Origin of the sequence: Anaeromyxobacter sp. SG64, assembly GCF_022690745.1 — a bacterium.
Taxonomy (GTDB): domain Bacteria; phylum Myxococcota; class Myxococcia; order Myxococcales; family Anaeromyxobacteraceae; genus Anaeromyxobacter; species Anaeromyxobacter soli.
In genome coordinates this window covers 1-26,833 of record NZ_JALCZB010000056.1, presented here as the reverse complement: position 1 = coordinate 26,833, position 26,833 = coordinate 1, and the positions used below count along the sequence as shown (strand labels likewise).

General features: G+C 72.7%; 24 protein-coding genes and 6 tRNA genes. 7 read left to right on the top strand and 23 right to left on the bottom strand.

Going from position 1 to position 26,833, the window contains the following annotated elements:
• A partial coding sequence (locus MNZ29_RS15970; protein WP_242355879.1) for a HAMP domain-containing sensor histidine kinase occupies positions 1-815 on the top strand: 815 nt, incomplete at its 5' end.
• Positions 816-831: 16 nt separating this feature from the next.
• On the opposite strand, the gene MNZ29_RS24585 is transcribed toward MNZ29_RS15970, so the two are convergent.
• The gene (locus MNZ29_RS24585) at positions 832-2,472 is read right to left on the bottom strand and encodes an MXAN_5187 family protein (protein ID WP_277957079.1); all 1,641 of its coding nucleotides are present in this window, start codon (positions 2,470-2,472) and stop codon (positions 832-834) included.
• A gap of 67 nt (positions 2,473-2,539) precedes the next feature.
• Positions 2,540-3,718 carry a pyridoxal phosphate-dependent aminotransferase gene (locus tag MNZ29_RS15960; RefSeq protein WP_242339847.1) on the bottom strand — a complete coding sequence of 393 codons (1,179 nt, stop codon included), beginning with the start codon at positions 3,716-3,718 and terminating at the stop codon, positions 2,540-2,542.
• Between the two features lie 120 nt (positions 3,719-3,838).
• Here MNZ29_RS15960 and MNZ29_RS15955 point away from each other — a divergent pair, with 120 nt between their 5' ends.
• Both MNZ29_RS15955 and MNZ29_RS15950 read left to right on the top strand, forming a co-directional pair.
• Complete coding sequence (locus MNZ29_RS15955) at positions 3,839-5,929, top strand: S46 family peptidase (protein WP_242339845.1); 2,091 nt, start codon at positions 3,839-3,841, stop codon at positions 5,927-5,929.
• Between the two features lie 134 nt (positions 5,930-6,063).
• Positions 6,064-7,455 (top strand): NCS2 family permease, encoded by a 1,392-nt coding sequence (locus MNZ29_RS15950; RefSeq protein ID WP_242339843.1) that lies wholly within the window; start codon positions 6,064-6,066, stop codon positions 7,453-7,455.
• Between the two features lie 45 nt (positions 7,456-7,500).
• Here MNZ29_RS15950 and nadA read toward each other — a convergent pair whose 3' ends face one another.
• Both nadA and MNZ29_RS15940 read right to left on the bottom strand, forming a co-directional pair.
• On the bottom strand, positions 7,501-8,505 hold the full coding sequence (gene nadA / locus MNZ29_RS15945; RefSeq protein WP_242339841.1) for a quinolinate synthase NadA: 1,005 nt from the start codon (positions 8,503-8,505) through the stop codon (positions 7,501-7,503).
• On the bottom strand, positions 8,502-8,714 hold the full coding sequence (locus MNZ29_RS15940) for a hypothetical protein (protein ID WP_242355877.1): 213 nt from the start codon (positions 8,712-8,714) through the stop codon (positions 8,502-8,504). The genes nadA and MNZ29_RS15940 overlap by 4 nt, the downstream gene beginning before the upstream one ends.
• Before the next feature lie 46 nt (positions 8,715-8,760).
• On the opposite strand from MNZ29_RS15940, the gene MNZ29_RS15935 reads away from it, so the two are divergent.
• Positions 8,761-9,546 carry a class I SAM-dependent methyltransferase gene (locus tag MNZ29_RS15935; protein ID WP_242339836.1) on the top strand — a complete coding sequence of 262 codons (786 nt, stop codon included), beginning with the start codon at positions 8,761-8,763 and terminating at the stop codon, positions 9,544-9,546.
• A gap of 190 nt (positions 9,547-9,736) precedes the next feature.
• On the opposite strand, the gene lon is transcribed toward MNZ29_RS15935, so the two are convergent.
• The gene (lon, locus tag MNZ29_RS15930; RefSeq protein WP_374109408.1) at positions 9,737-12,160 is read right to left on the bottom strand and encodes an endopeptidase La; all 2,424 of its coding nucleotides are present in this window, start codon (positions 12,158-12,160) and stop codon (positions 9,737-9,739) included.
• 363 nt (positions 12,161-12,523) lie between these two features.
• Here lon and MNZ29_RS15925 point away from each other — a divergent pair, with 363 nt between their 5' ends.
• On the top strand, positions 12,524-14,242 hold the full coding sequence (locus MNZ29_RS15925) for an aminotransferase class V-fold PLP-dependent enzyme (protein ID WP_242355873.1): 1,719 nt from the start codon (positions 12,524-12,526) through the stop codon (positions 14,240-14,242).
• A gap of 58 nt (positions 14,243-14,300) precedes the next feature.
• Here MNZ29_RS15925 and clpX read toward each other — a convergent pair whose 3' ends face one another.
• The 4 genes from clpX to MNZ29_RS15905 all read right to left on the bottom strand — a co-directional run bounded on the left by clpX (position 14,301) and on the right by MNZ29_RS15905 (position 17,700).
• A complete protein-coding gene (gene clpX / locus MNZ29_RS15920; RefSeq protein ID WP_242339830.1) occupies positions 14,301-15,539 on the bottom strand; it encodes an ATP-dependent Clp protease ATP-binding subunit ClpX in 1,239 nt (412 codons plus the stop codon).
• Positions 15,540-15,615: 76 nt separating this feature from the next.
• Positions 15,616-16,230, bottom strand: coding sequence for an ATP-dependent Clp endopeptidase proteolytic subunit ClpP (gene clpP / locus MNZ29_RS15915; protein WP_242339828.1), 615 nt, complete (start codon positions 16,228-16,230; stop codon positions 15,616-15,618).
• Positions 16,231-16,246: 16 nt separating this feature from the next.
• Positions 16,247-17,539: a trigger factor gene (gene tig, locus MNZ29_RS15910; protein WP_242339826.1), complete on the bottom strand. Its 1,293-nt coding sequence runs from the start codon at positions 17,537-17,539 to the stop codon at positions 16,247-16,249.
• Positions 17,540-17,618: 79 nt separating this feature from the next.
• A tRNA-Leu gene (locus MNZ29_RS15905) sits at positions 17,619-17,700 on the bottom strand.
• A 66-nt stretch (positions 17,701-17,766) separates the two neighbouring features.
• On the opposite strand from MNZ29_RS15905, the gene MNZ29_RS15900 reads away from it, so the two are divergent.
• On the top strand, positions 17,767-18,174 hold the full coding sequence (locus tag MNZ29_RS15900) for a hypothetical protein (RefSeq protein ID WP_242339824.1): 408 nt from the start codon (positions 17,767-17,769) through the stop codon (positions 18,172-18,174).
• 105 nt (positions 18,175-18,279) lie between these two features.
• Here the strand turns inward: MNZ29_RS15900 and MNZ29_RS15895 are convergent.
• The 7 genes from MNZ29_RS15895 to rph all read right to left on the bottom strand — a co-directional run bounded on the left by MNZ29_RS15895 (position 18,280) and on the right by rph (position 20,445).
• Positions 18,280-18,352 (bottom strand) — tRNA-Lys (locus MNZ29_RS15895).
• 129 nt (positions 18,353-18,481) lie between these two features.
• Positions 18,482-18,558: transfer RNA gene (locus MNZ29_RS15890), tRNA-Arg, on the bottom strand.
• A gap of 109 nt (positions 18,559-18,667) precedes the next feature.
• Positions 18,668-18,743: transfer RNA gene (locus MNZ29_RS15885), tRNA-His, on the bottom strand.
• A gap of 13 nt (positions 18,744-18,756) precedes the next feature.
• Positions 18,757-18,833 (bottom strand) — tRNA-Arg (locus tag MNZ29_RS15880).
• Between the two features lie 56 nt (positions 18,834-18,889).
• Positions 18,890-18,963 (bottom strand) — tRNA-Pro (locus MNZ29_RS15875).
• 70 nt (positions 18,964-19,033) lie between these two features.
• Entirely contained in the window at positions 19,034-19,726 is a 693-nt protein-coding gene (gene rdgB, locus MNZ29_RS15870) for an RdgB/HAM1 family non-canonical purine NTP pyrophosphatase (RefSeq protein WP_242339822.1), read from the bottom strand.
• A gap of 2 nt (positions 19,727-19,728) precedes the next feature.
• Positions 19,729-20,445, bottom strand: coding sequence for a ribonuclease PH (gene rph, locus MNZ29_RS15865; protein WP_242339820.1), 717 nt, complete (start codon positions 20,443-20,445; stop codon positions 19,729-19,731).
• Positions 20,446-20,533: 88 nt separating this feature from the next.
• On the opposite strand from rph, the gene MNZ29_RS15860 reads away from it, so the two are divergent.
• Complete coding sequence (locus tag MNZ29_RS15860; RefSeq protein WP_242339818.1) at positions 20,534-20,785, top strand: hypothetical protein; 252 nt, start codon at positions 20,534-20,536, stop codon at positions 20,783-20,785.
• Between the two features lie 122 nt (positions 20,786-20,907).
• Here the strand turns inward: MNZ29_RS15860 and MNZ29_RS15855 are convergent, their stop codons facing one another.
• The 7 genes from MNZ29_RS15855 to MNZ29_RS15825 form a co-directional block, all read right to left on the bottom strand.
• Positions 20,908-21,657, bottom strand: a complete 750-nt coding sequence (locus tag MNZ29_RS15855; protein ID WP_242339816.1) for an N-acetylmuramoyl-L-alanine amidase — start codon at positions 21,655-21,657, stop codon at positions 20,908-20,910.
• A gap of 204 nt (positions 21,658-21,861) precedes the next feature.
• Positions 21,862-22,911 carry a selenide, water dikinase SelD gene (selD, locus tag MNZ29_RS15850; RefSeq protein ID WP_242339814.1) on the bottom strand — a complete coding sequence of 350 codons (1,050 nt, stop codon included), beginning with the start codon at positions 22,909-22,911 and terminating at the stop codon, positions 21,862-21,864.
• Between the two features lie 195 nt (positions 22,912-23,106).
• Positions 23,107-23,805, bottom strand: a complete 699-nt coding sequence (locus tag MNZ29_RS15845) for a lipopolysaccharide assembly protein LapB (protein ID WP_242355871.1) — start codon at positions 23,803-23,805, stop codon at positions 23,107-23,109.
• A 170-nt stretch (positions 23,806-23,975) separates the two neighbouring features.
• On the bottom strand, positions 23,976-24,782 hold the full coding sequence (locus MNZ29_RS15840; RefSeq protein WP_242339810.1) for a nuclear transport factor 2 family protein: 807 nt from the start codon (positions 24,780-24,782) through the stop codon (positions 23,976-23,978).
• Entirely contained in the window at positions 24,766-25,542 is a 777-nt protein-coding gene (locus MNZ29_RS15835; RefSeq protein ID WP_242339808.1) for an outer membrane protein assembly factor BamD, read from the bottom strand. Before MNZ29_RS15835 ends, MNZ29_RS15840 begins: the two co-directional genes overlap by 17 nt.
• Positions 25,543-25,595: 53 nt before the next feature.
• A complete protein-coding gene (locus MNZ29_RS15830; RefSeq protein WP_242355869.1) occupies positions 25,596-26,081 on the bottom strand; it encodes a RecX family transcriptional regulator in 486 nt (161 codons plus the stop codon).
• Positions 26,082-26,184: 103 nt separating this feature from the next.
• Positions 26,185-26,655: a hypothetical protein gene (locus MNZ29_RS15825; protein WP_242355867.1), complete on the bottom strand. Its 471-nt coding sequence runs from the start codon at positions 26,653-26,655 to the stop codon at positions 26,185-26,187.
• Positions 26,656-26,833: the final 178 nt, after the last annotated feature.

Here is a 26,833-nt window from a genome sequence, read left to right as displayed (position 1 = left end):
GCTCCGCCGCGCTGCGCGTCGCGGCGGGCGACCTCGGCGCGCGCGTCGAGGGCGTCGGCGCCTCCGGAGAGGTGGGCGAGCTCGTGCGCGCGTTCAACGGCATGACCGCCGATCTGGCCGCGAGCCGCGGCCGGCTCGCGCAGGCCGAGCGCATCGCCGCGTGGCGCGAGGTGGCGCGGCGGCTCGCCCACGAGATCAAGAACCCGCTCACCCCCATCGCCATGAGCGTCGAGACGCTGCGCGACGCGCACGCCCGCGGTCGGCGGGACTTCGGTGAGATCTTCGACGAGGGCACGCGCGCGATCGGCGAGGAGGTCCGGCGCCTGAAGCGCATCGTCGACGAGTTCAGCCGGTTCGCGCGGCTGCCCGCTCCCGAGCGGGCCGCGATCTCCCCGGAGGAGCTCGTCCAGTCGGTGCTCGCGCTCTTCCCGACCCCGCCCGAGGGCGTCGTCGTGGCGCGCGAGGTCGAGCCCGGGCTGCCGCCGGTGCTCGCCGATCGCGATCAGATCCTGCAGGTGCTCCTGAACCTCGTGGGGAACGCGCTCGACGCGATGCCGGCGGGCGGGACCCTCCGGCTCGCGGCGCGCCGCGCCGGCCCGGCGGTGGCGTTCTCCGTCTCCGACACCGGCCCGGGCATCGGCCCGGAGGAGCTGCCGCGCGTCTTCGAGCCCTACTTCACCACGAAGGAGGGCGGCACCGGCCTCGGCCTCGCCATCGCGCAGCGCATCGCGGAGGAGCACGGCGGCGCGCTCGAGGTCGCCTCCGTGCAGGGCGCGGGCGCGACGTTCACGCTGACGCTTCCGCCGGCCGCGTAGGTTTCAATCCCTCGGGTCAGCGAACGGGAGTCGCCTTCAACGCCGCCTTCCCGTCCTTCACGTACACCTGGAACCGGACGGTCCGGCAGGCGTACTTCGAGACGAGGGCCGCCTTGTTGGAGGCGAGCTTTTGGGCGAACCGCTCGAACGTGAGCCCGCCCGCCGCCTCCCCGCACTCGCCCCGCGTGCGGAGGAAGTCGGAGAAGACCTGACGCCAGTGGCCCTGCTCGTCGTCGCCGTCGGGGGCTGCGGCCTGGGCGGCGGCCTGCAGGAGCTCTGCGGGCGCCGCGAGCGGCTCTTCCGCGGGCGCCGGGGGAACGATCACGCCCGCGCGCGCCGCGTCCGCGTGCCCGGGGGCGGGCGCGGGAGGAGCCGGCGGCGCCGCGCTCGCCTCGGCCGCAGGAGCGAGCGGCTCGGGGGCGCGCAGCGGGAACTCGAACGCGGACGGGTCCGCCTCGGCGGGCCGCGCGGCGCGCGCGAAGAGATCCTCTGCGGGCGCCGGCGCCGCCGCGGGCGGCGTCGAGGCCGCCTCGGCGGCGCGGTTCAGCGCGGCGGCCACCGTCCCGAGCTGGCCGGCGAGCTCCGGCACGCGCGCGGAGAAGTCGCCCTTCTCGAGGCGCGCCGCCGCCGAGAGGAGCGACTCGGGGAGCATGGGGGCGGGCTCCGCCGCGCGGACGAGGACGCCGAACAGGCCCGCGAGCACGATCGCGAGCCCCAGCGCGCCGATCGCCTGCCACTGGAGGATCACGATGGGCGCGAGGCTCGAGGCGGTGGGAGCCACCGCGATCACCGCGGCCCCCTTCACGCCCTCGAGCGCCACCGAGCGGACGCGGTAGCCGGGCGCGGACGCGCCGAGGAGCGGCGCCCGGGGGAGCTTCACGGCGCTGACCCCGAGGTCCACCGGCCCGAGCCGGCCGGCGTCCGAGGTCACGCCGAAGATGCTCGCGGCCTTCACGATCGCGGCCTCGTCGGCGAGCGGGAGGATCCCGACGGCGATGGGCTTCGCCTCGGGCGCGACGAGCAGCACCGGCACCCTCGAGGCGGCGGCGATCCCGCGCGCGAACGCCTCGCCCACCGGCGCGAGCACGAGCACCCCGGCGCCGTCGCCCGCCGGCGCCGCGGCGGCGAAGAGGAGCTTGCCGCCGGCGCGGACGTGACCGCGCGGCGATCCACCCTCCACCGCGGCGCGGAGCAGCGCTGCGGCCTCGCCCGCCCCCGCCTCGCGACGCTCGAGCGTCTCGCGCGACGCGGCGATCACGGTGGTCCCCTCCGGCAACCGGAACCCGAGGGCGCGCTCCGCTCCGGCGAGCGCGGCCCGTGCGGCACGCTCCGTGACGAGCTCCGCGGCGGCGGGGTCCGACCCCGCGGGCGCGACGGCGCGCGTCCGGTGGGCCCGGGCGGCGGGGTCGGTCGCGGAGGCACCCCCGGAGGCGAGGGTCCCTGCGAGCGCGGGGTCGCGCGCGACGAGCGCGGCGGCGGCGGCAGCGTCGTGTGCGAGCGCGCTCTTCGCGGCCTCGGCGTGCTGGGCGGCGGAGGCGACGTCGGCGTCCACGGCCGCGAGCGCCTCCTCACGCATCGTGCGGGTATGGAGGTACACCGCCACGCCCGCCGCCGCGACGACGACGAGCGCGAAGAGCCAGAGCTTGAGCCGGTTCATTGCCCCTCGGCTTATAGGCCGGCGATCGGAGGGGTGTCAAACCGATGGCCCGATCGGCGATCGGGCGCTATCGCCCGGAAGGACTGGCGAAATCGGCGTTTCCACAGCGGTCGAGGACGCGGCGGAGCCCCGCCGCGAACTCGGGCGGCGGGGGGAGCAGCGACACGACCAGGTGGCCCTGCCGCTCGAAGTCGTAGAAGAAGCCGGGCTGCACGACGACGCCGTCCTCGAGGAGGTCGAGGCAGAGCGCCTCCTCGTCGATCGTCTCGCCGATGCGGAGCACCGCGCTCCAGCCGCCGGCGGAGGCGAGCACGTCCGCCGCCGCACCGCGGACCCCCGCGAGGGTGGCGCGGTTCGCCGCGAGCCGGACGCGGAGCGGCGCGAGGAAGCGCTCGCGCCCCGCCAGGAGCCCGGGCAGCGCGAGCTGCGCCGGCCCGGAGACGGAGAGGTACGCGTCCGAGACCACCTCGAGGCGAGCGAGGGCGGGCTCGACGCGGGCCGAAGGCCCCGCGACCGCGATCCAGCCGACCTTGAGCTGCGGGAGCCCGCACACCTTGGAGAGGCCCGACAGGTGGAACGCGAGCGCCTCGCGTTCGCCCGCAGCGACGCTCGGGCACGGCCGGAGCGCACTGTCGGCGAACACCTCGTCGCCGAGGAGCGCGAGATCGTTCGCGGCGCACAGCCGATCCAGTCCGGCGAGCTCCTCCGCGTCGAGCACCGCGCCCGTCGGATTGGCCGGCGAGACGACCACCACGGCGCGCGTCCGCGGCCCGATCGACGCCTCGAGCGCGGCGCGATCGAGGTGCCAGCTCCCGTCGTAGCGCATCGGGTAGCGGACGAGGCGGACCGCCTCGAGGTCGGCGAGGAGGTCGAGCAGCGGGTACGACGGCGCCGGCACCAGCACCTCGTCGCCGGGATCGCAGAGGAGCTTGAAGAGGAGCGCGTACGCCTCGCTCGTCGAGGCGGTGAGGAGGACCCGGCCCGGGTCCACCGCCGCGCCGCGCGCCGCGAGATAGCGCGAGACCGCCTCCCGCGCCGCGAGGAGCCCCTGCGGCGTCGGCTCGTAGGACGCGACGCGCGGATCGGCGAGCGCGGCGGTGAGCTCCGCCGGGTCCCAGGCGAGGCCGGCCCGGGTGGGATTCGACTCGGCGAGATCCAGGACCGGCCGGCCGCTCGCGCGGAGCGCGTCGGTGCGCGCCGCGAGCGCGTTGGCGGCGAGATCCCAGGCGGTGCGCGAGGAGAGCACGGCGGGATCCTACCGCGGGGCCGTCACGTTTCCGGCTTAGTTGACTCACTCCCGGGCCGGTCCTATGACCGCCGGCAACCGGGGAAAAGGCGCCCCGGTACTCTCCCCGGAGGCAACCTCATGAAGAGACTGGTCGTCGCGCTGGTCCTGCTCGCGCCCCTCGCCGCCGTGGCGGACGAGGGCATGTGGACGTACGACGCGTTCCCCAGCGACAAGGTGGAGAAGAAGTACGGGTTCCGGCCGAGCGACGCGTGGCTCGAGAACGCCCGCCTCTCCTCGGTGCGCCTCGCCGGCGGCTGCTCCGCGAGCTTCGTCTCCGAGGACGGCCTCGTGATGACGAACCACCACTGCGCGCACGAGTGCATCGAGCAGCTCTCGACCGCGCAGAAGGACTTCGTGAAGAGCGGCTTCTACGCGAAGACGCAGGCGGACGAGGTGAAGTGCCCGACCGTCGAGGTGAACCAGCTCGTCCAGATCAGCGACGTGACGCAGCGGGTCCGCGCCGCGACGAAGGGGCTCGAGGGCGAGGCGTACCACAAGGCGCTGCAGGGCGAGATGGCGCGGATCGAGAAGGAGTGCCAGACCTCGCCCGACCTGCGCTGCGACGTCGTGACGCTCTACCAGGGCGGCGTCTACGACCTCTACAAGTACCGCCGGTTCCAGGACGTGCGCCTCGTGTTCGCGCCCGAGTTCGCCATCGCCTTCTTCGGCGGCGATCCCGACAACTTCATGTTCCCCCGCTACGACCTCGACGTGTCGTTCCTGCGCGTCTACCAGGGCGGCAAGCCCGCGAAGATGAAGAACCACTTCCGCTGGTCGCAGAAGGGCGCCGAGGCGGGCGAGCTCACGTTCGTCTCCGGCCACCCGGGCGGCACCGACCGCGCGCTCACCGTGGCCCAGCTCGCGATGCAGCGCGACGTCGTGCTCCCGGACCGGCTGCAGAGCCTCGCGGAGCTGCGCGGCCTCCTCACGGGCTTCCAGATGCTCGGCCCCGAGCAGAAGCGCATCTCGAACGCCCACCTCTTCTACGTGGAGAACGGCTACAAGGCGCTCCGCGGCCGGTTCCTCGCGCTCCAGGACCGCGCCTTCTTCCGGTCGCTCGTCGCGAACGAGGAGGCGCTGAAGGCGGCGCTCGCGAAGGATCCCCGCGGCAAGGACGCGCTGCCCGCGTTCGACGCCATCGCGAAGGCGCAGGACCGCGTGCTGCAGCTCCGTGACGAGTACAACTCGCTCGAGGGCGGGTTCAGGAACAGCACGCTGTTCGCCATCGCGCGCGACCTCCTCCGCGGCGCGGCGGAGCGGCAGAAGGCGAGCCCGGACCGGCTCCGCGAGTTCCGCGACTCGAACCTGCCCGCGCTCACGCAGGAGCTGTTCAGCGAGGCGCCCATCTACCCCGAGTTCGAGACGCTGCTGCTCGGGCACTCGCTCTCCAAGATCCGCGAGCGGCTCGGCCCCGATCACCCGGTGATGAAGAAGCTCCTCGGGAAGGAGTCGCCGCAGGAGGTCGCGAAGCGCGTGGTCGAGACGACCAAGCTCCGCGACGTGGCGGTCCGCAAGCAGCTCTGGGAGGGCGGCGAGGCGGCCGTGAAGGGTGCGAACGACCCGCTCCTCGCGCTCGCCGCCGCCATCGACCCCGACGCGCGCGCCGTCCGCAAGACGTTCGAGGACGAGGTCGAGTCGGTCGTGCAGAAGAACCACGAGCGGATCGCGGAGGCGCGCTTCGCGGTCCAGGGGCGCACCACCTACCCCGACGCGACGTTCACGCTCCGCCTCTCGTACGGCGCGGTCGAGGGCTGGACCGAGAAGGGCAAGACGGTCGAGCCGTTCACGACGTTCGCCGGCGCGTACGAGCGCGCCACCGGGCGCGATCCCTTCGCGCTGCCGGAGAGCTGGCTCGCCGCGAAGGACCGGCTGAACCTCCAGACCCGCTTCGACTTCGTCACCTCGAACGACATCATCGGGGGCAACTCGGGCTCGCCGGTCATCAACAAGGACGGCGAGATCGTCGGCCTCGTCTTCGACGGCAACATCCAGTCGCTCGGCGGGGACTACGGCTTCGACCCGGCGGTGAACCGCACCGTGGCGGTCCACTCGGACGCGCTCATCGAGGCGCTGACGAAGATCTACGGCGCCGATCGCGTGGTGGCGGAGCTCCGTCCGCCCGCGAAGAGCGGCAAGGCGCAGAAGCCGGCGCGCGCGGCCCGCAAGTAACCGAACCGAGCCGTGCTGGACCTGGCCCGGGTGCCCTCCATGAGGCACCCGGGCCCTTCCTTTTCGGGGCCGGCGGTCGCCCCGCCCTGCTATCCTCCGCCGCCTCTTACGGCCCCATCCGCCACGAGACCGACATGAACCCGACCCCCGCCCCCACCGGCGCCCTGGACCGCTTCTTCGGCCTCACGGCGCGCGGCACGACGGTGCGCCGCGAGATCCTGGCCGGCGCCACGACGTTCGTGACGATGGCGTACATCGTCTTCGTGAACCCGGCGATCCTCGGCGGCGTCGCCGACGCGACCGGCGCGAAGCTCTCGCAGCCCGCCCTCCTCACCTCGACCGCGCTCGTGGCCGCGCTCATGACCCTGGCGATGGGCGTGTTCGGGAACCTGCCGCTCGCGCTGGCGGCGGGGATGGGCCTGAACTCGGTCGTGGCGTTCCAGCTCGTCGCGGCGCGCGGCCTCACCTGGCCCCAGGCGATGGGCGTCATCGTCGCCGAGGGTCTCGTCATCACCGCGCTCGTCGCCACCGGGCTCCGCCAGGCGGTCGTCCGCGCCGTGCCGATGAGCATGAAGCGGGCGATCGGCATCGGCATCGGCCTCTTCCTGGCCATCATCGGGTTCGTCGACGCCGGGTTCATCTCGCGCAACGTGGCGGACCCCGTGCCCGTCGCGCTCGGACAGGCCGGGCACCTCAGGGGCTTCCCCGTGGTGCTGTTCGCGCTCACCCTCGTGTTCACGGGCTGGCTCATCGCGCGGAACACCCGCGGCGCGCTGCTCATCGGGCTCGGCGCCTCGACCGCCATCGCCATCGCGGCGAAGGCGATGTTCGGCGGCGCGGCCGGGTTCAAGCCGTGGGAGGTCGTGCTCCCGACGTCGCCCTTCGCGCTGCCGGACTTCGGGCAGCTCGGCCACTTCGACTTCGGGTTCATCCACGTGCTCGGCGGCGCCACCGCGGCGCTCGTCGTCTTCTCGCTCATGCTGTCCGACTTCTTCGACACGGTCGGCACGGTCGTCGCGGTCGGGCAGGAGGCGAAGTACCTCGACGAGCGGGGCAACTTCCCGCGCCCGGGTACGGTCCTCCTCATCGACTCCCTCGCGGCGGTCGTCGGCGGTGCTGCCGGCTCGTCGTCGGCGACGACCTACGCCGAGAGCGCCGCCGGCGCGGCCGCCGGCGGACGCACCGGGCTCACCTCCGTCGTCACGGGCGCGCTGTTCGCGCTCTGCCTCTTCATCTCCCCGCTCGCGGGCGTCGTCCCGCCGCAGGCGACCGGCGCGGTGCTCGTGCTCGTCGGCTTCCTCATGATGCGCGACGTCGGGGCGCTGCCCTGGGAGGACCCGACCGAGTCGATCCCGGCGTTCCTCACCTTCACGGTCATGCCGTTCACCTACTCGATCACGAACGGCATCGGCGCCGGGTTCGTGTCGTTCGTCCTCCTGAAGGTGCTCCGCGGCCGCGTCCGCGAGGTCCACCCGCTCATGGCGGGGGCGGCGATCGCGTTCCTCGTCTACTTCGCGATCGGCTAGCGAGAGCGAGGACGCCCGCCGCAGGCCCGGGATCGTGCGCCGCAGCTAGGCGTCGCGCGGGACCGCGATCATCCGCTCCAAAGCCCTCCGCGCGCCCTCGGCGACGTCCAGCGGGACGTCGATCGCGTGCTTCCCGTGCTGGAGCGCGTCGCGGATCATGACGAGGTCGATCATCTTCATGTACGGGCAGTGCATCCGGCACCCGATGCAGCCGTCGGCGACGATGAACTCCTTGTCGGGCCAGCGCTTCTTCATCTGGTAGACGATGCCGTGCTCCGTCGCGACGATGAACGTCCGCGCCTCGGGGTGCTTCTCGACCGCGCCGAGCATGGCGGTCGTGGAGCAGACCTCGTCGGCGACGTCGATCACGTCGGCGCGGCACTCGGGGTGGGCGATGACGATGGCCTCCGGCCGCGCGTCCTTCACCCGGTTCACGTTCGCGGAGCGGAGCACGTCGTGGACGGGGCAGCAGCCGTCGTAGACGACGATCTCCTTCTCCGGCACCTTCCCCTTCACCCAGTTGCCGAGGTTCCGGTCCGGCGTGAAGAGGATCTTCCGCTGGGGCAGCGAGCGGACGACCGAGGCCGCGTTCGCGCTCGTGCAGCAGATGTCGGAGAGCGCCTTCACCTCCGCGGACGAGTTCACGTAGGTGACGACCGCGTGGTCCGGGTAGCGCTCCTTCCAGTCCTCGAGCGACTCCGGCGTGATCGAGTCCGCGAGCGAGCAGCCCGCCGAGAGGTTCGGCAGGAGCACGCGCTTCTCCGGCGCCAGCACCTTCGCCGACTCCGCCATGAAGTGGACGCCGCAGAACAGGATCGTGGACTGCGGGACCTTCTTGCCGGTGATCGCGAGCTGCAGGGAGTCGCCGACGTGATCGGCGATCTTCTGGACCTCGGGGAGCTGGTAGTTGTGCGCGAGGATGACCGCGTCCTTCTCCTTCGCGAGCGCGCGGATCTCCTCCTCGAGCTCGCGCACGTCGTCCTCCGGGAGGTCGCTGCCGGACTCGGGGCTCGCGACGGGGTCGTGGATGGGGAAGGCGGGGAGGGTCATTCTTTCACCCGGGCGCCGCGCGCGGGCTTGATGTCGCCCGTGCCGGCGGGAAAGAGACGCCAGAACTCGCGGCGGACGAGGCCGACGAGCGTCGCGGACTTGGAGAACCCGTGGTAGCGGGCGACGGCGTCCAGCATGGCCGTGTCCTCGTCCGTCGCCGAGAAGCTGCGGACCTTCGCGGCGCGCCCGTTGGTCTTCCTCGTCATCATTCAGGAACTATTATATAACTCTTGCGTAGCGACCACAACCCGCCCCGTGAAGCTCGCCGTCACCACCCCGCTCCGCCCCTCCCCCGCCGAGGAGGCCTCCGCCCGCGCCGCCGCGGCGCGGCACGGCCTCCTCTTCTGCGCCCGGGGAAACCGCTCGCTCGACGCGGTGCGCGCCGAGGCCGGGGCGGACGCGCTGCTCGTCCTCTCGGCACGCCACGCCGCGCTGCGCGTGGACGGGGCGGAGCACGTCTGGTCGCCCGGCATGGGCGCCCTCCGCGCGAAGCGCGTCGCCGCGGCGGCCCGGGGCGAGGACGCGGGGCCGCCGGATCCGTTCCTCGCGGCCGCCGACGTCCGCCCGGGCGACGCGATCCTCGACTGCACCCTCGGGCTCGGCGCGGACGCGCTCGTCGCGGCGGTGGCGGTGGGTCCGGACGGCCGCGTGGTCGGGCTCGAGGCATCGCCGGCGCTCGCGGCGTGGGTCGCCGAGGGGCTCGCCCGGCACGCGGACCCGGCGGCGCGCCGGATCGAGGTGCGCCCGGAGGAGCACGCCGTCGCGCTCGCCGCGCTGCCGCCCCGCAGCTTCGACGTGGTGGTGTTCGACCCGATGTTCCGCCACGCGCGCGCCGAGCCCGGCGGCTTCGACCTCGTCCGCCGGCTCGCCGAGGGGCGCCCGCTCGCGCCCGACGCGATCCTGGCCGCGCGCCGCGTGGCGCGGCGCTGGGTCGTGGTCAAGGACGGCGCGCCCGGCTGGGACCTCGCGCGCCTGGGGCTCGTTCCGCTGCCGAGCGCGCGCGGGGCGCACCGGTATTACGCGCGGCTCGGGGGCCTCTGACCGGGCGCTGCGCCTTCGCCCCTGCCCGCCGGATCCGCGCGCCGCCGAGGGCGCCTCACCGCCGCGAGGGCGCCCGCGGGCTCGCTTCGCTCGCGCGTCGCGCATCCGCGCGTTCGCCCTCGATGAAGAAAGGCCGGACGCCCCTTCGGGCGCCCGGCCTGTCTCGTCGCGGCTCGCGGACGGCGCGGTCCTAGGCCTGCGCCGCCGTCTCGGCGTGCTCGTGCGGCTCCTCCGGCGAGTGCCGCAGGAACGTCTCCGGGTGCTCGAGGACGAGCGCCTCGCGCAGCACCTCGTCGGCGCTCTCCACGGTGACGATCTGCAGCCGCTCGCGGACCATCTTCGGGATGTCGCGGACGTCCTTCGCGTTCTCCTTCGGGATGAGGACCTTCTTGATCCCGCCGCGGTGCGCCGCGAGGACCTTCTCCTTGAGCCCGCCGATCGGCAGGACGCGCCCGCGCAGCGTGATCTCGCCGGTCATGGCGACGTCCTTGCGGACCGGGAAGCGGCAGAGCGCGGAGACGAGCGTCGTCGCCATCGTGATGCCCGCGGACGGACCGTCCTTCGGGATGGCGCCCTCGGGCACGTGGACGTGGATGTCCACGTTCTCGAGGAAGCGCTTGTCGAGCCCGAGGAGATCGGCGCGCGAGCGGACGTAGCTCATCGCGGCCTGGGCGGACTCCTGCATCACCTCGCCGAGCTTCCCGGTGATCATGAGCTTGCCCTTGCCGGGCATCACCTGGGCCTCGACGGTGAGGAGCTCGCCGCCGAGCTCGGTCCAGGCGAGGCCGGTCGTCAGGCCGATCTGGTCCTCCTCCTCCGCGGTGCCGTACCGGAACCGCGGCGGGCCGAGGTACTTCTGCACGGCCTTCTCGGTGACGACGTACTGCTTGCCGTCGAGCGAGCCGCTCTTCAGGACGTCCTTCGCGATCTTGCGGAACACCGAGCCGATCTCGCGCTCCAGCGAGCGGACGCCGGCCTCCTTCGTGTACTTGTGGATGAGGGCCTTGAGCGCGCGCCGCTTCCACTCGACGGGGACGTTCTCGAGCCCGTTCACCTCGCGCTGCTTCGGGATCAGGTAGCGCTGGGCGATCGAGAGCTTCTCGAGGTCGGTGTACCCGGCGATCCGGATGACCTCCATGCGGTCCTGCAGCGGCCCGGGGATCCCGCCCATCGTGTTGGCCGTGCAGATGAACATGACCTTGGAGAGGTCGTAGTCGAGATCGAGGTAGTGGTCGTTGAAGCTGTAGTTCTGCTCCGGGTCGAGCACCTCGAGCAGCGCGGCGGAGGGATCGCCGCGGAAGTCGGTGGACATCTTGTCCACCTCGTCGAGGAGGAAGACGGGGTTCCCCGAGCCCGACTTCTTGAGCGACTGGATGATCTTGCCGGGCAGCGCGCCGATGTACGTGCGCCGGTGGCCGCGGATCTCGGCCTCGTCGCGGACGCCGCCGAGGCTGATGCGCACGAACTTGCGGTTCATCGCGCGCGCGATCGAGCGCGCGAGGGAGGTCTTGCCGACGCCGGGCGGCCCGACGAAGCAGAGGATGGGGCCGCGGATCTTCTCGACGAGCTTCTGGACGGCGAGGTACTCGAGGATGCGATCCTTCGGCTTCTTGAGCCCGTAGTGATCCTCGTCGAGGATCCGCTCGGCCTCCGGGATCTCGAGCTTGTCCTCGGTGTACTCGTACCAGGGGAGCGAGAGGATCCAGTCGATGTAGTTGCGCACCACCGTGGCCTCGGCGCTCATCGGGCTCATCATCTTGAGCTTCTTGAGCTCCTTCTTGGCCTTGAGGGTGGCCTCCTTCGACATCTTCTTGTTCTTGATCTTCTCCTCGAGCTCCTGGATCTCGTTCTTGAACTCGTCGCGCTCTCCGAGCTCCTTCTGGATCGCCTGCATCTGCTCGTTGAGGTAGTACTCCTTCTGCGTCTTCTCCATCTGCTTCTTGACGCGCGTCCGGATCTTCTTCTCGACCTGCAGGATCTCGATCTCGCCCTGCATGAGCTCGTAGAGCTTCTCGAGGCGCTTGGTGGGCGACTCGGTCTCGAGGATCGACTGCTTGTCGTTCAGCTTGAGGGAGAGGTGCGCGACGATCGTGTCGGCGAGCCGGGCCGGGTCGTCGATCGACGCGACGCTGGTCAGCATCTCCGGCGGGATCCGCTTGTTGAGCTTGACGTAGGCCTCGAACGTCGACTGCACGGAGCGCATCAGCGCCTCGAGCTCGACGGTCCTGTCGCTCGTCTCCTCGATCTCGTCGGCCTCGGCGAGCAGGAACCGGTCGGAGTCGAGGAAGCGCCGCACGCGCGCGCGGAGCTTGCCCTCCACGAGCACCTTCACGGTGCCGTCGGGGAGCCGCAGCAGCTGGATGATCGTGCCGATGGTCCCGACCGCGAAGATGTCGTCCGAGGAGGGCTCGTTCGTCTTCGCCTTCTTCTGGGCGCAGAGGAGGATGGTCTTGTCATGGGCCATCGCCTCCTCGAGGGCCGCGATGGACTTCTGCCGGCCGACGAACAGCGGCACCACCATGTGCGGGAACACGATGATGTCGCGGAGCGGGAGGAGCGGCAGGCTGCGGCTCTTCTTCCCGTCCCTCTTGCCGTCGTCGTTGCGCGAGAAGATGGGCACGTCGTTCTGCTCCTTGGAGCCAAGCGGGGGAACCCGCCGGCGGTTCGAGATTTCTACCACCATGTAACAGCGAACCGGCCGGGCTTCTTCGAGCCGAACCGTGCGCACCGCACAGGGACTTCGCGTGCCCGGCCGGGCACGCCGCGAGCGCTCCCGCAGGCACCTGGCGGGGCAGCGCGTGCGGGGCGAGCCGCTCCCCTCCGTGGCGGCGCGGAGGCGACCCGCCCCTGAACGGCGCGCACGCCGGTGCAATTCCCGCGCGGGTCCCGCGCACCGCCGGGCAGCCGTGCCTCCGCCCCGGCGGCGCGCCACCGCCCGCTTGGCGCCCTGGCTGCCGGGCAGATAGAACCAGGGGCGATGACCTTCGCCGAGGCCACCGCCCTCCTCCGCGCCTCCGAGATCGGACGGCGCACCCTCGTCTCGACGCCGTTCGGCGCGCGGCTCGTGACCTACGCCGACCTGACCGCCTCCGGCCGCGCGCTCTCCTTCGTCGAGGCGCGCATCGCCGCGGCGCGGCCGCTCTACGCGAACACGCACACCGCGATCTCCACCACCGGCCGCACCATGACGCGCCTGCGGGAAGACTCGCGCCGGGCGATCGCCCGCTGCGTGAACGCCTCCGCCGACGACGTGGTGCTCTTCGTGGGGAGCGGCGCGACCGCAGCGGTGAACAAGCTCGTGGGCCTGCTCGGCCTGCGCGTGTCGGAGCCGCTGGAGCGCCGCTACGGCCTCTCGCGCGCGATCCCCGACGACGAGCGCCCCATCGTGCTCGTCTCGCCATACGAGCACCACTCGAACGAGCTGCCGTGGCTCGAGTCCGTCGCGGACGTCGTGGAGGTGGAGCTCGACGTCGCGGGGCGCCTCGATCTCGACGACCTCGCCCGGAAGGCCCGGGCGCACGCCGGCCGTCCGCTCCGCGTCGGCGCCTTCTCCGCCGCCTCGAACGTGTCCGGGGCGCTCTCGGACGTGCCGGCGATCGCGCGCGTCCTCCACGCGCACGGCTTCTTCGCCTGCGCCGACTACGCGGCGGCGGGGCCCTACGTGCCCGTCGACATGCACCCCGCCGATCCGGCCGAGCGGCTCGACGCCATCTTCTTCTCCACCCACAAGTTCCTGGGCGGGCCGGAGGGCTCGGGCGTGCTCGTCGCTCACCGCGAGCTGTTCCGCAGCCGCGCACCCGAGCGGCCGGGCGGCGGCACCGTGGACTACGTCGGCCCCGGCGAGGCGCCGGCGAAGGCGGCGCACGCGCGCCTCTCGGTGGACTACACCCACCGGCTCGCCGAGCGGGAGGAGGGCGGGACGCCCGACATCCTGGGCGACGTCCGCGCGGGCCTCGCGTTCCTGGTGAAGGAGCTCGTGGGACCGGAGCGCATCCTCGCCCACGACCTCGCGCTCGGAGAGACCGCCTGCGCCCGGTTGCGCCGTCACCCGCGCGTCCGGCTCTACGGGCCCTCCGGCGGGCCGCGCCTGCCCATCCTGTCGTTCAACGTCGAGGGGCTCCACCACGGGCTCGTCTCGACCCTGCTCGACGATCTGTTCGGCATCCAGAGCCGCGCGGGCTGCTCCTGCGCCGGGCCGTACGGGCACCGGCTCCTCGGCATCGGCCCGGACCGCTCCGCCGAGTTCCGGCGCGCGATCGCCGCGGGGGTGCAGGCGTTGAAGCCCGGCTGGGTCCGGATCTCCCTGCCCTACCACGCGACCGCCGAGGAGGTGGACTTCCTCCTCGCCGCCATCGAGCTCCTCGCCGACGAGGGCGAGGCGTTCGTGCCGCTGTACCGGCTCGGCTGGATGGACGGGAGCTGGCGGCTCGTCGAGGCACCGCCCCCGGATCCACGCCCGGTGGATCTCGACGTCTCGACGCTGCCCGACCTCGCGGCGCCTGCCGCGCCTGCGGAGCCGCCCCTCTCGGACGAGGAAGCGGCCGCGCTGCGGCGAGGCTACCTCGCCGAGGCGCGCCGGCTCGCGACCGAGCTGCGCGCGCGCTGGGCGGCGGCGCCGCCGCGCTGGAACACGCCGACCGGCGACGCGCTCGCCGATCGCCTCGCGTGGTTTCGGTACGTCCACGCGAACGTCTGAGACGCGAACGGGGCCGCCCGGAGGCGGCCCCGTCGAGGAGCGGGCGCGGCGGCAGGGCCTACGCGCTCTCCGCCTCCTTCTGCATCACGACGAGCGGCGCCTCCTTCTTGTCGATCACGTCCTCGGAGATCACGATCTCGCGGACGTTCCTGCGGCTCGGCACGTCGTACATGATGTCGAGCATCGCGCTCTCGAGGATGGCGCGCAGGCCGCGGGCGCCGGCCTTGTTCTTCATGGCCGCGCGCGCGATCGCCTTGAGCGCGCCGTCCGTGAACTTGAGCGACACGCCGTCCATCTCGAGCAGCTTCTTGTACTGCTTCACGAGCGCGTTCCGCGGCTTCGTGAGGATCTCGATGAGCGCCGGCTCGTCCAGCTCCTCGAGGCTCGTGATGACCGGGAGCCGCCCGACGAACTCGGGGATCATCCCGAACTTGAGCAGGTCGTCCGGCTCCACCATCGCGAGCAGCTCGCCGATGTTCTTCTCGCTCCTCGAGGTGACGTCGGAGCCGAAGCCGAGGCTGCGCCCGCCGGAGCGGCGCTCGATGATCTGCTCGAGGCCGCAGAAGGCGCCGCCGCAGATGAAGAGGATGTTCGTCGTGTCGACCTGCAGGAACTCCTGCTGGGGATGCTTCCGGCCGCCCTTCGGCGGGACGTTCGCGACGGTGCCCTCGATGATCTTGAGGAGCGCCTGCTGGACGCCCTCGCCCGAGACGTCGCGGGTGATGGAGGGGTTCTCGCTCTTGCGGGCGATCTTGTCGATCTCGTCGATGTAGACGATGCCCTTCTGCGCCCGCTCGATGTCGTGATCGGCGGCCTGCAGCAGGTTCACGATGATGTTCTCGACGTCCTCGCCGACGTAGCCCGCCTCGGTGAGCGTCGTCGCGTCGGCGATCGTGAACGGGACGTTCAGGATCTTGGCGAGCGTCTGCGCGAGCAGCGTCTTGCCGGAGCCGGTCGGGCCGAGGAGCAGGATGTTGGACTTCTGCAGCTCCACGTCGTCGATCGAGACCCGGCTCTCGATGCGCTTGTAGTGGTTGTGAACGGCGACGGCGAGCGTCTTCTTGGCCCGCTCCTGCCCCACCACGTACTCGTCGAGGATGGTCTTGATCTCCGACGGGCGCGGCACGCGCAGCTTCTGCTCGCGCTTCTCCTCGCCGGCGATCTCCTCCGCGATGATGTCGTTGCAGAGGCCGATGCACTCATCGCAGATGTAGACCGTCGGTCCCGCGATGAGCTTCTTGACCTCTTTCTGCGACTTTCCGCAGAAGCTGCAGCTCAAGGTCTCGCGCTTCTCCAAAGCCTACCTCCTCGTCACGAGCACGCTCACCCGGCTGCTGCCCCTCGGGGTACCCCGGCGCGACGCCCTCTGAATATTACTGCGACTTCTTCTCCATCGCCTTCGGCTTGTGCACGATGACGTCGTCAATGAGGCCGTACTCCTTGGCCTCGCCGGCCCCCATGAAGTAGTCGCGATCGGTGTCCTTCTCTATGCGCTCCAGCGCCTGGCGGGTGTGCTTCGCGAGGATGTCGTTCAGCTTCGCCTTGAGCCGCAGGATCTCTCGCGCCTGGATGTCGATGTCGGTTGCCTGGCCCTGGAAGCCGCCCATGGGCTGGTGGATCATGATGCGCGCGTTCGGCACGGCGAACCGCTTGCCGGCCGCCCCCCCGGCGAGGAGGAACGCGCCCATGCTCGCCGCCTGCCCGAGGCAGATCGTGGACACCTGCGGCTTCACGTACTGCATGGTGTCGTAGATGGCGAGGCCGGAGGTCACCGAGCCACCCGGGCTGTTGATGTAGAGGCTGATGTCCTTGTCCGGGTCCTCGGACTCGAGGAACAGGAGCTGCGCGATGACGACGTTCGCGACGTCGTCGTCGATCGGCGTGCCGAGGAAGACGATCCGGTCCTTGAGCAGGCGCGAGTAGATGTCGTAGCTGCGCTCGCCGCGGTGCGTCTGCTCGACGACGTACGGCATCGGGATGTAGGGCATGGCTTTGACCCCGTTCTCAGGCGGACTGGATGTTGGCGGACGAGGACAGCAAGGCGAGCGCCTTGTCCTCCCGTACCCTGTTCTTTAGTGCTTCCCGCGCGTCCTTGCCGCGCATCTGCTGCTGGACCTTCGCAAGGGGCGCCCCGAGCTCCTCCGCGATGCGGGCGGCCTCGGCCTGCAAGTCCTCGTCCGTGACCTCGAGCTTCTCGGTGTCGGCGATCGCCTCGAGGAGGAGCGCGCCCCGGACCTGGAGCAGCGCCTGCTCGCGCATGTCCGCCCGCATCCGGGCGAAGTCGAGCTCGAGCTTCCGGATGTCGATCCCTGAGCGGGCGAACCGCTCGGCCGCACCCTCCAGCATCGCGTCGATCGCGCGCTCCACGAGCGCGGGGGGCACCTCGAACTCGTTCTTCTGGAGCGCCGCCTTGACGAGCGCGTCCTTCAGCTCGCTCTCGGCGCGCCGCTTCTCGCGCTTCTCGAGATCCGCGCGGATGCGCGCGCGGAGCGCGTCGAGCGTCTCGATGCCCTCGATGCCGACCTCCTTGGCGAGCGCGTCGTCGAGCGCGGGGAGCTGGCGCGTCCTGAGCGCCTTCAGGGTCACCTTCATGTGGGCGACCTTGCCGCGGAGCTCCTCCACCCGGTGGTCCTCGGCGAAGGGCTCGTCGATCTCGACCGTGTCGCCGAGCTTCTTGCCCTTCAGGGCCTCGAGGTTCCCGTCGGAGATCGCGCCCGGCGCGATCTTCACGGTGACGCCCTCGGCCTTGCCGCCCTCGAACGGCTTGCCCTCGATCGTCCCCTCGTGGTCGATGACCGCCCAGTCGCCCTCCTGAGCCTCGAACCGGCCCTCGACCGGGACGAGCTGCGACATCGACTCCTGGAGGCGCGTCAACTCGTCCGACACCATCGAGTCGGTGACCTCCGGCGGCTTCCGGGTGACCTCCAGTCCGCGGTAGTCCTTCGGCTCGATCCGGGGCTTCACCTCGACCCGCGCGGTGTAGCGGACCGGCTTGCCGTCCTGGACCCCCTCCGACACGGAGACGTGCGGCGGCGCGACGAGCGGGATGGACTCCACCTTCACGGCCTCGGAGAACGTCTGCTGGACGATCTTCTCGAGGACCTCGCTCTCGACCTCGGCGCGGAACTGGCGCTCGAGCACCTTGCGCGGCGCCTTGCCGGGGCGGAACCCGCGGAGCTTCACGCGACGCCCCAGCCCGACGTACGCGCGCTCGAGCTCCTGGGCGACGCGGTCGGGATCGACCTCGATGCTGACCTTCCTCTCGACGGGGGAGACGTTCTCGACCTGGATCTTCATGTCGTTTCGGGCCCTTCTGCGGGATCGGCGGAAAGCCGGTAGTGCTATGTGCGCCGGGCGGGCGCGGTCAAGCGCGAAATGGGCGGGGAGGGACTCGAACCCTCACGCCTCGCGGCGCCAGATCCTAAGTCTGGTGCGTCTGCCAGTTCCGCCACCCGCCCCGGTGGCGACGACGTTTACCACGCCCGCCGCAGACGACGGCCCGGGTTTGTAGTACGAGAGGGCCCGTGACGGTCGTCCACCAGCATCCCCCGGAAGAGAAGTGCCTGCCCGCCTGCCCCGCGTGGGCGGAGGGGGTGCTGGAGCTCTATGCCCTGCAGCGCCGCCACGCCGAGATGCTGGAGGCCTGCCGAGCGGCCCAGGCGATCGAGTGCGTGATCGTCGCGCCGGCGGCGCCCGGCGTGGAGCTCCCCGAGTACCTGCACGACGAGGAGCTCGTCCGGCTGAACCTCGTCGCCGGGCGCGACGCCCGGGAGGTGCTGCTCGACGAGTGGGGCGTGCGCGCCGAGCTGACGTTCCGCGGCCGCCGCTTCGACTGCGCCCTGCCGTGGCCGTCCATCATCGGCGGCATCCTGCGCCCGCCCGAGCGCAAGCGCCCCCGCTTCGGCGTGATCGAGGGCGGCAAGAAGGACTGAGCCCGCTCGTCCTCCCCGCCGGTGGCGCCGTGGCGCGTCCGTCTGCGCGCGCGCCGTCCGGAAAAAGGTCGACGGGGACCCGGCTCTCGCCAGGTCCCCGTCGTGTGAGCGCAGAAGGAATCGAACCTTCAACCTATGGATTAAGAGTCCATTGCTCTGCCAGTTGAGCTATGCGCCCGAATGCTGCTCGGGATGGCCGAGGGGCCGCGTATCTAGCAGCGTCCTCGCAGTATGTCAACGACGGCTTGGCGCAGCGTCATCATCCGGCTGCGCCTCCGCGCCGGACGCGTTTGGCGCGCCCGGAGGGTGGCGCGCCCGGAGGGAGTCGAACCCCCGACCCGCGGCTTAGAAGGCCGCTGCTCTATCCAGCTGAGCTACGGGCGCGTGAAAGTCGCAGGTCGTTCGTGCCCGCGGCCGAAGGTTCGTACGGGGCCAGTGTTGGCCCCGGGCCCCGGCCAGCTGAGCTACGGGCGCAGGTGCCGTTTGGTAAAACTGGGGTGAGTAAAGGGGCTCGAACCCTTAACCCCCGGATCCACAGTCCAGTGCTCTACCGATTGAGCTATACTCACCGTAAATACGATCTGGCGCGCCCGGAGGGAATCGAACCCCCGACCTGCGGCTTCGAAGGCCGACGCTCTATCCGACTGAGCTACGGGCGCATACTGCTGGGGAACGCCGCGTTCTCGGCGTCCCGGCCATCCCATGCTGTCAAAGATCGGGGCGGCGGGATTCGGACCCGCGACCTCCTGCGCCCAAGGCAGGCGCGCTACCAGGCTGCGCTACGCCCCGGACGCTGGAGGAGGCCCGAGGCCACCCCGTTTCCGAGAACGCCCGTCATTAGCCTCTCGCCGTGCTGGCGTCAAGCGCCCTCGCGCGCGATCCGCTCGAGCCAGGGGCGGAGCTTCCGGAACGCGTCGCCCCGGTGCGAGAGCGCGTCCTTCTCCTCGGGCGAGAGCTCCGCCATCGTCCGCCCGTCCTGCGCGTCCGGCACGAAGAGGGGGTCGTAGCCGAACCCGCCGGACCCGCGTCGCGCGTGCCCGATGCGTCCGCGGCAGACCCCGGTCACGCTCGCGACGATCGTCCCGTCGGCGCGCGCCACGGAGAGCACCGCCTCGTACTCCGCGCCGCGCCGCCCGTCCGGCAGCCCGGCCAGGGAGCGGAGCAGCTTGTCGTTGTTGCGCTCGTCCCGCGCCGCCCTTCCCGCGACCGGTCCGAGCTCGGCGGCGGCGCCCTCGGCGAGCTCGCACACGGGGCTCGCCGGCGCGGGCCCCGGCTCCTCGTCGGACCAGCGCGCGGAGCGGACGCCGGGGGCGCCGCCGAGCGCGTCCACCGACAGCCCCGAGTCGTCGGCGAGCGCCGGCATGCCGGCGAACCGCGCGTACGCGGCCGCCTTCTTCTCCGCGTTCGCCTGGAAGGTGGCGCCGTCCTCCTCCACCTCGGGCAGGTCGCGCCCGAGGTCCTCCGGCGAGACGACGCGGATGGGGAGCCCGGAGACCAGCCGGCGCAGCTCGCGGAGCTTGCCGGGGTTCGTGGTGGCGAAGAAGAGGTCCACGCTCACCTCCGCAGCGCCTGCTCCTGGTGCTCCTGGAGGCGGCGGATCCCCTCGAGCGCCGCGTCGACCATCCGGTCGAGATCGGCGCGGGGGAACGGCTTCCCCTCCGCGGTCCCCTGCACCTCGACGAGCGCGCCGTCGCCGGTGGCGACGACGTTCATGTCCACCTCCGCGGTCGAGTCCTCCCCGTAGTCGAGGTCCACGCAGACCTCGCCCTCGACGATGCCGACCGACACCGCCGCGACGCTCCGCGCCACGGGGTTCCGGGCGATGGTCTTCCGCGACTGCAGCGCGCGGATGGCGAGGACGAGCGCCACGTAGCCGCCGGTGATCGCGGCCGTGCGCGTGCCGCCGTCGGCCTGGATGACGTCGCAGTCGAGCGTGATCGTCCGCGGCCCGAGCGCGCGGAGGTCGATCGCCGCGCGCAGGGCGCGGCCGATGAGCCGCTGGATCTCGAGCGTGCGCCCGCCCTGCTTGCCGCGCGCGGCCTCGCGGGCCATCCGCTCGTGCGTCGAGCGCGGCAGCATCCCGTACTCCGCGGTGACCCAGCCGGCCCCCGTGCCGTAGACGTGCGGCGGCACCTTCTCGTCGACGGTCGCGGTGCAGAGCACGTGCGTGTCGCCGAACCTCGCGAGGCAGGAGCCCTCCGCGTGCTTCGACACGCCGGGCTCGAGGACGACGTTCCGGAGATCCCGCTGGCCGCGACCGTTCGTGCGCATGGGGCGGCGAGATAGCACGGGGCGTCGGCCGCCGCCACGGTGTCGACCGCGCGGGGGCGGCGTGCTTTGCTGTCTCCGGAGGATCCGCATGCGCCCGCTCGTCGTCGCCATCGCCGCCTCGCTCGCCGCGGGCTGCCTCACCCCGAGCCGCGCAGGCCTCTGCTCCGGGGAAGATCGGCGCCGGTGCCTGGGCGTGGAGGAGTGCGCGACCGACCGGACCCGCGGCTGCGTCGTGTGCGCCTGCCGGTCCTGGGACGACACCTCCCCCGTCACGCCCGCGGGGGCCTATCCGGAGGGCGAACGCCCCGGTCCCCCGCTGCCGGCGCCCGGGACACGCTGACCGCGAGCGCTGGCCCAGGTGCCCGGCGCGCGGGTCTAGGGCCCCGCGGCTCCGACGCTTCTTCGACAGGCTCAGGTTCGACTGTCCGGGGGACGCAGCGGAGTGACGGGAAGCCCCGTCCTCTAGCGCCCGGCCCGGCGCGTCGCGTTCCGCCAGGCGGCGACGCCCTCCGCGACCGCGGCGGCGATCCGCTCCTGGTACTCGGGCGTGCGCAGCCGCGCCGCCTCCCCGTCGTGCGAGATGAAGCCGACCTCGAGGAGCACCGCGGGCATGCGCGCGCCCGCGAGCACGTAGAACGGCGCCTGCTTCACCCCGCGGTCCTCGGCGCCGAGCGCGCTCACGAGCTTCTCGTGCACCGCGTACGCGAGCCGCGAGGAGCCCGCGAGCGCGTCCTGGTCCTCGAGGTCCTGGAGGATCGCCGCCACGGGATCGGCGGGATCGAGCTCCGGCTCTCCGGCGAGCCGATCGGCGTTCTCGCGCGCGGCCACCGCCGTCGCCGAGGCGTCGGTCGCGTCGGCGGAGAGGAAGTAGGTCTCGACGCCGGCGGAGTGCCGGCGCGCCTCGGCCGAGGGCATGGAGTTGAGGTGCACCGAGACGAACAGGTCGGCGCGGAGCGCGTTCGCGATGGCGGCGCGGTTCGCGAGCGGCACGCCGATGTCGCCGGTGCGGGTGAGCACCACCTTGCCGCCGATCGTCCGGAGCCGCGCGGCCACGCGGCGCGCGATCTCCAGCGCGACGTCCTTCTCCTTGTCGCCGAGCGGCGAGAGCGCGCCCTCCTGATCGCCGCCGTGCCCCGGATCCACCACGGCGACGAAGCCGGGCGCGCGCGGCGCGGCGGCGAGGAGGAGCGCGGCGGCGAGCGGGGCGAGCATCGCCCGTGAATTCTAGCAGAGGGCCGGCCGGCGTCCCGCTCCACGGCCTTGCTCACGGCCGCCGCGCCCGCGCTCAGCCGAGCAGCGCGACGTGGGCGCCCCTTCCCCTCCCCGGCTCGCCGGGCCATTCCGCGCCCGCGGGCGGCCTCGGCGCGCCGTCTCGGGGGCACCGCTCTCGCGATCGCCGTGCTCGCCGCCCTCCGCCTAGAGGACCTCGAGGCGGGGAGGCTCACCCGCGACCACCTCGCCGATCTCGACGGCGGCGACGCCGGCGGCGCGGAGCGCCTCGAGCACCCCGGCGGCGCGGCCGGGATCGACGGCGGCGAGGAGCCCGCCGTTCGTCTGCGCGTCGGCGAGGACGATGGGCGTCGTCGGGTGGAGGCCCTCGGCGAAGTGCACGTTCGGCCGGACCCAGGCGAGGTTCGCGCGCGAGCCGCCGGGCACGATCTCCCTCGCGGCCAGATCCTGGACGCCGGGCAGCACCGGGATCGCCTCGGCGCGGAGCCGGAGCGTCACCCCCGAGCCCTCCGCCATCTCCCAGCCGTGGCCGAGGAGCCCGAACCCGGTGACGTCCGTGAGGGCGTGCACGGCGCCGCTCGCCGCGAGGATCTCGCCCGCCGTCCGGTTGAGCGCGCTCATCACCTCGATGGCGAGGTCCACGAGCGCGGCGCCGGCTTCCTCCCGCTTGATGGCAGTGGTCACGATGCCCATCCCCAGCGGCTTCGTGAGGAGGAGGACGTCGCCGGGGCGCGCGCCGACGTTCCGGAGGATGCGATCGGGGTGGACGATCCCGGTGACCGCCATCCCGTACTTGGGCTCGGGGTCGTCGATGGAGTGGCCGCCCAGGATGGGCGCGCCGGCGAGCCGCGCCGACTCCGCCCCGCCGCGCAGCACCTCGCCGAGCAGCTCCATCGGCAGCTTCCCGACCGGCCAGCTCACGAGGTTGAGCGCGAAGAGCGGCCGGGCGCCCATCGCCCACACGTCCGAGAGCGCGTTCGCGGCGGCGATCCGCCCGAACCAGTACGGGTCGTCCACCACGGGGGTGAAGAAGTCGACCGTCTCGACGATCGCCTCGGTGTCCGAGAGCCGGTACACCGCGGCGTCGTCGCGCGTCTCGGTCCCCACGAGCGCGCGCGGCTCCTCGATCCTGGGCACGTGGCGCAGCACCTGCGCCAGATCCGCCGGGCGGATCTTGCAGGCTCAACCCGCGCCGTGGCTGAAGCTCGTGAGGCGGATCTTCTTCTCGGGATCCATGCCGTTACCCCATACCGGCGGGCGGGCGCTCGGGCAACCGCGAGGCGCCCGCGGTGCTCTGGCGGCGGATACGCGACCCGGGCCAGCGCGCACGGCGCGTCGAACGTCGACTCCGGTCGGCTTCGCGTGGCTCGGAGCAGGGGCGACGAGGCGTCCGTCGCGGAGCCTCGTCACCGCGGGCCGGAGGACGGGCGGCTATCCTCCGGCGACCTGGAGGTACAGCTCCGCGTTCCGGTTGCCGGGCGAGATCTCGAGCACGGCGCGCCACTGCGCCACCGCGTCGTCCCTGCGCCCGCCGCCGTACAGCGCGAGCCCGAGGTTCAGCCGGGCGAGGACGTACGTGGGGTTCTGCCGCACGACCTCCTCGTACTCGCTGATGGCCGCCTCCCGATCGCCCGCGTCCCGGAGCGCGCCCGCGAGCTTCGCGCGGACGTCGCAGAACGCGGGCCCGAGCGCGAGCGCGCGCCGGTACTCGGCGATCGCCTCGTCGTGGAGCCCGGAGGAGAGGTACACGTCGCCGATGTCGGCGTACATGTTCGCGAGCTTGCCCTGGACGTAGCGATCCAGCTTCCCGTGGGCGGCGCCGGAGCGCGAGAGCGCGTGCCGGTAGGTCTCCTGCGCCTCGCGGTACTTGCCCGTGTCGTTGTAGGTGACCGCGAGGTTGAGCGCGGCGTCCGTGTACCCCGGGTTGATCCGGAGCGCCGCCTCGAACGCCCGCAGCGCTTTCTGGTACTGCCCCTGGTCGTGGTAGACGACCCCGAGCATGTTGTAGACGTCGGCGAAGGACGGGTTCGACTCGACGACCTGCGTCAGGTACGTCTCCGCGAGGCCGTAGTCCTTCTTCAGATAGTACGCGCGCCCGAGCGCGAGCGCCTGCTTCAGGGTGTCGTCCACGGGACCCTCCCGGCCGCGCAGCGTAGCACGCGCCGCGCCGCCGGACGGTCGATCCCGACCTCGCGTCGCGGCCGAGGCGAGGTCGCCGGGACTCCGCGGCCAGGCCGCGCGCGCAGGACTCCGCGGCCCGGCCGCCCGCGGGGCGCACCGGACCCGGGCGCGACGCCCGGTCACAGCCCGGAGACGATCGTCCAGCGCTCTCCCTCGCGCAGGAGCTCGTACCGCGAGCGCAGCGCCCGCGGCGCCTCCTCGCCGACGGTGAGCTCCTGGTCCTCGCCCACGATCGCGCGATCCCGCTCCACGCGGATCTGCCACGCGAGGATGCGCACGCGCGCCGGCGGTCCCGCGCGCAGGTCCTCGCCGAGCCGCGCGAGCAGCGCGTCACGTCCGCCGGCACCTGCGTAGCGCTCCGAGACGAGCCGCGCGTAGGCCTCCGCGTCACGCCGGTTGAAGGCGTCCTCCCGGCGGAACAGCGCGGCGAGCACGCCCTTCAGCTCCGCGAACTGACGGCCGTCGGAGCACCACCCCGCGGCGCTGCAGCGGGACATCTCGAACGCCTCGCGGCCCACGTAGGAGATCCGCGCGCGCTCCTCCTGCCACGCGACGTCCCCGTCCGCCTCGACGACGGCCAGGACCCGCGCCTTTCCCCGATCCATCGCGACCACGACGTCCGCGTAGCGCACCGAACGGAGCGAGGCGATCCCGCCCGCGCGGAAGCCGTAGACGTCCGGCACCCGGGCGCGGTCCTGCTTCGCGAGCGCGGCCTTCACCTGCGTCTCGGGGCTCGCCAGCGCGAGGCGCGGGTCGCCGCAGGAGACCTTGCCCCACAGCGCCCAGACCACGAGGGCGGCGGCGACGGCGGCGAGCGACGGGACGAGGTGGGGAGCGCCCACCCGCGTGGCGCGCTCACGCCGGCCGCGGGCGCGCTCGCCGAGCTCCGGCGGCGGCGCGGCCGGCGGCTCACCGGATCGACGCAAGGAGCTTCTCCGCCTCCGGGCGCCGCGGGTCCTGCGGGTGCTTCACGATGAGCTTCTGCAGGGCGGAGCGGGCGCGGTGCTTCTCGTCGATCTCCAGGTAGGAGTGCGCGAGCTTCATGAGCGCCTCCACCTCGTGGCGCGAGCCGGGGTACTTCGAGACGAGCGCCTCGTAGCGCCCGGCCGCGCCGGCCCAGCGCCCGCGCTTGTAGTAGTACTCGCCCACGTACCACTCGTGGCTCGCGAGCCGCCCCTCCGCCTCGGCGAGGAGCTTCTTGGCCTCCGGCGCGTACTTCGAGTCGGGCTTCGCCTGCACGAAGTCGCGCAGCGCGCGGGCGGCCTTCTCCACCTGACGCTGGTCCTTCTCGTACGCCGGCGGGAAGAGCACGAAGTCCCCGGGCGCGTCGCGGAGGTACGACACCCCGACGCGAAGCTCCGCGAGCTCGACCTCCTCGTGCGTCGGGTGCATCGTGACGAACTGCTGGTACGCGTCGGCCGCCTCGACGTAGCGCTCCTGCTTGAACTTGAGATCGGCGAGCCGGAGCTCGGAGAGCGGCGCGTACTTCGAGAACGGGTACTTGGTGCGGACGTACTCGAAGAACTTCACCGCCTCGGAGTAGTTGTCGTGCTTCAGCTCGTCGACGCCGGCTTCGTAGTTGGCCTCGGCCGTGGCCCCGTACTTGAGCTGGCCGGTGAAGCTGACGCGCTTGGAGCCACACGCGGCGAGGAGGACCGAGAGCGCGAGGGCGGCGGGGAGGCGCATGAGGCCGGGAGGATAACAGAGGCCCGCCCGGCGCGCAGCCGCCAGCGACGGCGTCAGCCGTCCTCCCAGATCCCGAGGACCCTCGCCACGACCGGGCCCGCGAACCCGCGCCCGAGGAGAAAGCGCGCGAGCCGGCGGCGCGCGCGGTCGTCGAGGGTCTCGAGCGCGGCCCCGCGCGCCCGGCGCTCCGCGAGCGCCCGGCACAGCGCGACCTCTCCGCCCTCCCCTCCCTCCGCCACAGCGCCGGCGATCGCCGCGCGCGCCGCGTCGCCGGGGATGCCCGCCGTGCGGAGCCGCCGCTCCGCCAGCCGGGGGCCGAGCCGGCCGGGCGCGACGAGCGCCCGGGCGCGGGCGCGGGCGAACGCGGCGTCGTCGAGGTAGCCAAGGCGCCGGAGCCAGCCCACCACCGCGTCCGCCTCGGCGGAGAGCTCGGCCTTGGCGAGCCGGGCGCGGACCTGCGCCTCGGTGCGGGCGCGGCTCGCGAGGAAGCGGAGCGCGAGCGCCTTGGCGCGCGCGAGCGGGGGAGCGTCGTCGGGCATCGGCCGCGGCGAGGGTACCACGCGCCCCGCGGCGGGTCGGCCGGCCGCGCGGAGCCCGGTCGATGTGGCCGCAGGAGCGATCCAGAGCGGCGGGGTCCCCGCCTCAGCCCGCGATGGTGAGCGACAGCTCGGCGCCGTTGCAGACGATGCGCGCGATCTGGCCCTCGCGCCGCGCGGTCGTCGCGCCGAGCTGCGTCTCGCCGACGTTCCACGCCGGGCCGAGCGCCTTCACGAGATCGTCGCGGATGCGATCGCAGCCGTTCGACGGCGGCCTCGTCGCGAGGGAGACGGCCCGGACCCTGGGCAGATCCGCCTTGCCCGTGATCCTCACCTCGTCGAAGTGGACGCCCGCGACGACGAGCTCGGCCCTGGCGGTGGTCGCCCGGCCCCCCGCGACGTTCGCGTCGCGGGCGTTCGGGTCGAGGCGCGCGAGCGCGGCGTGCGCGCCGTCCCATGCCTCGCCGGGGAGGACGGGCAGGGCGGTCTCGATGGCGGGGCCGGAGCGGTGGCAACCCGCGGCGAGGAGGGCGAGGAGGGCCGCGGCGGCGGCGCGGGGGAGCGAGGTGCGGGACACGGATGACCTCCTGTTGGAGCGAGCGGCGCGGGTATAGCGCCACTCGCCCCGCGGAGGAAGCCCCGACGCGGGGTCCGTGTGGGCACCAACGTTCTCCGGCGCCGCGCGCGGCGCAGCCCCGTGGAATCCTTCAGAACCGCTCGATCTGGAAGTCGTCGTCCTTGCCCGGCGCGGCGGC